The sequence below is a fragment of the Streptomyces carpinensis genome (assembly GCF_002154505.1).
Lineage (GTDB): Bacteria > Actinomycetota > Actinomycetes > Streptomycetales > Streptomycetaceae > Streptomyces > Streptomyces carpinensis.
The window spans coordinates 1-5,023 of sequence record NZ_MUBM01000462.1 but is presented as its reverse complement, the minus strand read 5'-3'; the positions used below and the strand labels follow the sequence as shown (position 1 = coordinate 5,023).

5 protein-coding genes are annotated in these 5,023 nt (G+C 72.2%); 2 read left to right on the top strand and 3 right to left on the bottom strand.

The genetic code is table 11. From position 1 onward, the window contains the following. Positions 1 to 347 precede the first annotated feature (347 nt). Both BZY54_RS43400 and BZY54_RS43395 read left to right on the top strand, forming a co-directional pair. Entirely contained in the window at positions 348 to 962 is a 615-nt protein-coding gene (locus tag BZY54_RS43400) for a TetR/AcrR family transcriptional regulator (protein WP_086730862.1), read from the top strand. A 99-nt stretch (positions 963 to 1,061) separates the two neighbouring features. Further along, positions 1,062 to 1,799, top strand: a complete 738-nt coding sequence (locus tag BZY54_RS43395; RefSeq protein WP_086730861.1) for a bifunctional DNA primase/polymerase — start codon at positions 1,062 to 1,064, stop codon at positions 1,797 to 1,799. A gap of 188 nt (positions 1,800 to 1,987) precedes the next feature. Here BZY54_RS43395 and BZY54_RS43390 read toward each other — a convergent pair whose 3' ends face one another. The 3 genes from BZY54_RS43390 to efeB all read right to left on the bottom strand — a co-directional run. Beyond that, complete coding sequence (locus BZY54_RS43390) at positions 1,988 to 3,007, bottom strand: SCO2278 family lipoprotein (protein ID WP_086730860.1); 1,020 nt, start codon at positions 3,005 to 3,007, stop codon at positions 1,988 to 1,990. Continuing rightward, on the bottom strand, positions 2,967 to 3,839 hold the full coding sequence (efeU, locus tag BZY54_RS43385) for an iron uptake transporter permease EfeU (RefSeq protein ID WP_086730859.1): 873 nt from the start codon (positions 3,837 to 3,839) through the stop codon (positions 2,967 to 2,969). Before efeU ends, BZY54_RS43390 begins: the two co-directional genes overlap by 41 nt. 4 nt (positions 3,840 to 3,843) lie before the next feature. Beyond that, on the bottom strand, positions 3,844 to 5,023 hold a 1,180-nt coding region (gene efeB / locus BZY54_RS43380), incomplete at its 5' end, for an iron uptake transporter deferrochelatase/peroxidase subunit (protein WP_086730858.1).

Below are 5,023 nucleotides of genomic sequence, written 5' to 3'. Positions count from 1 at the left end.
GCTCCCGTCTCCTCGACCGGCTCCCGTCTCCTCGACCGGCTCCCGTCTCCTCGACCGGCTCCCGTCTCCTCGACCCGCGCCCGTCTCCTCGACCGGCTCCCGTCTCCTCGACCGGCTCCCGTCTCCTCGACCCGCTCCCCTCTCTCGACCCGCGCAGGCCGCTCGACCCGCGCAGGCCGCTCGACCCGCTCTCGCCTCTCGACCCGCGCAGGCCGCTCGACCCGCTCTGGCCTCTCGACCCGCTCTGGCCTCTCGACCCGCGCAGGCCGCCCGACCCGCGCCCGTCTCCCGGCCGGCGCACGCCTGCGGCGAGACGTCCCGTCTCACCCCCCTGCTACCGTCGCCCCATGGTCAAGAAGCCAGCCCCGGACGCCACCCGCCGCAGTGAGAAGTCCCGTCGCGCGATCTACGACGCCGCACTCGCGCTCGTCGCCGAGGCCGGCTACCCGAAGACCACGATCGAGGGAATCGCCGCCCGGGCCGGAGTGGGCAAGCAGACGATCTACCGGTGGTGGCCTTCGAAGGCGGACGTGCTCCTGGAGGCGTTCCTCGACCTCTCAGAACAGGCGGCCCGGCAGGCCGGGCAGGTGCCGTACGAGATCCCCGACACCGGCGACCTCGCCGCCGACCTCAAGGCCGTGCTGCGCGCCACCGTCGACGAACTGCTCGACCCGAGGTTCGAGGCGCCGTCGCGGGCGCTGGCCGCCGAGGGCGTGGTGAACGAGCCGCTCGGCCGGGAGTTCGTGACCAAGCTCCTCGAACCGCAGCTGGAGCTGTACGTGCGCCGGCTGCGCGCCGCCCAGGACACCGGAGCCGTACGCCCGGACGTCGACCCGCGCATCGCCCTGGAACTCTTCGTCTCCCCGCTAGCCCAGCGCTGGCTGCAGCACACGGCACCCATCACCCACGCCTACACCGACACCCTCGTCGACTACGCACTGTACGGACTCGTGCCACGCTGAGTACCGCCTCCCGGCCCGGACACGGGGGCGCGGTCACCGCGGACGGAGGATGGTGGGACCATGGAGCCAGCTGTCCACACCAGCGAGGCGAGGGGATAGATGAGCGCGGAGTTCGGCGGCCGCACCGGCCGGCAGGGCAAACTCTCCCAATGGCTGCGCGGACGCCGCCCGAAGGAGGCCGCCGGGGACGGGGGTCGTGAGGCTCTGCTGCTCGCCACCGCCGCCGCGGGACTGCCCCTCGCGCCCGCCGCCCATCCGGGGGCCGGCTACGGCTGCTCCTGCGACCGCGTCGGCTGTCCCACGCCCGCGAGGCACCCGGTGTCCTTCGCGTGGCAGACGCAGTCCACGACCGACCGCGCCCAGATCGAGCGCTGGGCCCGGCACCAGCCGGAGGCTAACTTCATCACCGCGACCGGCATGGTGCACGACGTGCTGGACGTGCCGGTGCAGGCCGGCCGGGAGGCACTGGAGCGGCTGCTCGCCGCCGGCGTCGAGACAGGACCGGTCGCCGAGAGCGACGACGGCCGCATGCTGTTCTTCACCCTCACCCGCGGCACCCCCGAGGACGAGGACGAGTGGTGGCCCTGCGAGCTGGACTGCCACCCGGAGACCATGGACGAGCACCCGGGACTGCGCTGGCACTGCCGCGGTTCCTACGTCCTCGTACCGCCGGCCCGGCTGCCCGGTGACGGCGACCGGTCGGTGCGCTGGGTGCGCGGCCCCGAGCACCCGCTGCCCGACCCGCTCAGCCTCCTCGAGGCCCTCACCGACGCGTGCGCCCGCCACGCCGGCCAGGAGCCCGGACACATCGGCGAGGCCTGGCCCCTGCGCCATTGAGAGCCACCTGGGCCGCCCCATCGACAGCCGCCGAGCCCTCCAGGACTGCCCCGCCGAGAGCCGCCGAGCCCTCCAGGACCCGCTGAAGGCAACCGAGACCCCGGGCCGCCCCGTTGGGCCGCCCCGTTGAGACCAGCCGAACTCCGGGCCGCTCGTTGAGAGCCCCACGACCTTCGAGGCCCCCCGCGTCACCCGCCCTGCGCCGACGTCAACCCCTGCACGCGGCCCAGCACCGCGATCTTCCCCTGGCCCTTGTCCTGACCGCCCGCCGAGCCCGCCGCCGGGTCCAGGACGGCCTCGTTGGAGACGAACTCCATCGTGAGCGACTGCTTGATCTCGCCCTTGGTCAACGCCTGCACGGCCTTGTTCGGACGGGGCACGGTGGCGCCCGCGGCGGCCGTCTGCTTCATGTAGTGGTGCGTGGCGAGGAACACCAGCGCGCCGCCGTCGGCGGTGCGCAGCGCCAGCGGTGCGTAGGCGCCGTTCGTCAGGGGCTCGTCGATGTACTGCGTGGCGAGGCCCGGCTTGACGGCGTTCCGGGCGCGCAGCTTGCGCCAGGTGGTGGTGTGCACCCCGGGGGCGAAGGTGGTCCCGCCGTCCTTCAGGTAGGTCGCGTAGTCCTGGCTCAGGTCACCCGGCGGGGCGGTCAGCCCGGCGGAGTCGGCGGGCACGGCCTCGGCCCAGCCGTCCTTGTCCACCTTGAACTTCGGCACGTTCGCGGGGGCCGCCAGCGTCAGATAGGCGACCTTCCAGGTCTCGTCGAGGTCGTTGCGGGTGAACACCAGCAGCCAGCGCGAGGTGCCGCCCTTGTTGCCCTTGGCGTCGGCGAGGAACCAGCGCGGCCAGCCGGCCTTCTTGGGGATGGTGAAGCGGGCGTCCGTGAGCGTCAGCGGCGTGTGCCGGGCGTTACCGCTCGGGCTGTTGATGTGGCCGGCCTTCAGCCGCGCCGCGTCGATGGCGCCGAGGGCGCCCGTGACATGGTTCGCGTCCAGTGAGCTGTCGTAGGCCTTGTCGGCCTTGTTGTACGCGTCCGTGAACCGCTCGAGTGCCTTCGCGGCCTCGGCACGCGTGGTGGCCGGGAGCACCTCGCGCTCACCGTGCACCACCACGCACCCGCTCGCCGTCCATGACAGCGCGGTCACCGAGGCCGCTATCAGGGCCTTCCGCTCAAGCCTGCGAAGCCTGCGAGGGCCGCGAACCCTGCTCATCAGGTACCGTCACCTTCCCCTTCCCGGAGGCGAACCCTACCGGGGCGAAGAAGAGCGCGAGCGTCGGGACCAAGTACAGCAGCCACACCGTGACCTGAAGCACCGTCGGGTCGGGCTGGAAGTTCAACACGCCCTTCAGCAGCGTGCCGTACCAGCTGTCCGGCGGGATGGTGCCGCTGATGTCGAAGGCCAGGTTCGTCAGGCCCGGCAGCCAGTCCGCCTCCTGGAGGTCGTGGAAGCCGTAGGCCAGGACGCCCGCCGCGACCACGACCAGCATGGCGCCGGTCCAGGTGAAGAATTTGGACAGGTTGATCTTCAGCGCGCCCCGGTAGAACAGCCAGCCGAGCAGGACCGCCGTCGCCAGTCCCAGGGCGACGCCGACCAGCGGGCGCGGGGTGCCGTCGGAGGCCGCGTGCACGGACGCCCACACGAAGAGCGCCGTTTCCAGCCCCTCCCGGCCCACGGCCAGGAACGCGGTGACCACCAGCGCGCCCGTGCCCATCGCCAGCGCCTGGTCCAGCTTGCCGTGCAGCTCGGACTTCAGGTGCCGGGCGGTGCGCCGCATCCAGAAGACCATCCACGTCACCAGGCCCACCGCCAGCACCGACAGCGAGCCGCCGAGGGCCTCCTGCGCCGCGAACGTCAGCTCCTGGGAGCCGAATTCGAGGACGCAGCCGAAGCCCATGGCGATGGCGACCGCGATGCCGATACCGGTCCAGATCGGCCTCAGGGCGTCCCTGCGGCCGGTCTTGACCAGGTAGGCGATCAGGATGCACACGACGAGGCTGGCCTCCAGCCCCTCGCGCAGACCGATCAGGTAGTTGGAGAACACTCGCCTACGCCTCCTCGGACAACAGGGTGCGGCCCCACCAGTCGTTCGCGTCGCGAACGCCCGGCGGAATCGCGAAGACCGCCGAACCCACGTGCTGGATGTACTCGTTGAGCGCGTCGTGCGCAGACAGCTTGCGCTGCAACGGGACGAACCCCTTGCGCACGTCGCGTTGGTAGGCCAGGAAGAACAGGCCCGCGTCCAGCCGGCCCAGGCCGTCCGTGCCGTCGGTGAAGGAGTAGCCCCGGCGCAGGATCGTGATCCCGCCGTTGGAGTCGGGGTGCGCGAGCCGTACGTGCGCGTCGGGCTTCATGGCCTTCAGGAACGGCTCGTCGTGCTCCTTCGCCTTGCCGACGGGCGCGCCCTCGCCCTTGTCCCGGCCGAAGACGTCCTCCTGCTCCTGGAGCGAGGTCCGGTCCCAGGTCTCGACGTTCATCCGGATGCGCCGGGCGACCAGGTACGAGCCCCCGCTCATCCAGGAGTCCTTCGCACCGACGTCCCCGTCCCCGACCCACACGAACTTCTTCAGCCGGTCGGTCTCGGTCCCCGCGATGTTCCGGGTCCCGTCCTTGAACCCGAAGAGGTTGCGCGGGGTCTGGGAGCCGGGGGTGGTCGAGGAGGTCTTGCCGAAGCCGAGCTGGGACCAGCGGATGGCGACCTTGCCGAAGCCGATGCGGGCCAGGTTGCGGATCGCGTGCACGGCGACCTGCGGGTCGTCCGCGCAGGCCTGGATGCACAGGTCGCCGCCGGTGCGGGACCGGTCGAGGTTGTCGCCGGGGAACTTCGGCAGGTCGACCAGGGCCGCGGGGCGCCTGTCCCGCAGCCCGAACTTCTCGAACAGGGAAGGGCCGAAGCCGATGGTGAGGGTCAGCCGGCAGGGCATGAGGCCCAGGGCCTCGCCGGTGTCGTCGGGCGGTGCCTCGGCCAGCCCGCCGTACGCGCCCTCGCCGACCGTCTTCCCGGCGGTCATCCGGCGCGCGGCGGCCGTCCAGTCCTTCAGCATCTGCACGAACTCGGCGCGGTCGTCGGTCTTCACGTCGAAGGCGGCGAAGTGCAGCCGGTCCTGCACGGGCGTGGCGATGCCCGCCTGGTGTGCGCCGTGGAACTCCACCGCCCCGCCCGCGTCGGCGCCGGAGGCGTCCGTGTCGTCCCCGCCCCCGGCCATGGCCACCGCGCCGCCGGCGGCG

Coding starts and splice junctions, on each gene's coding strand:
- BZY54_RS43390 (WP_086730860.1), bottom strand. CDS start 3,007: ATGAGCAGGGTTCGCGGCCCTCGCAGGCTTCGCAGGCTTGAGCGGAAG.
- BZY54_RS43400 (WP_086730862.1), top strand. CDS start 348: ATGGTCAAGAAGCCAGCCCCGGACGCCACCCGCCGCAGTGAGAAGTCC.
- BZY54_RS43395 (WP_086730861.1), top strand. CDS start 1,062: ATGAGCGCGGAGTTCGGCGGCCGCACCGGCCGGCAGGGCAAACTCTCC.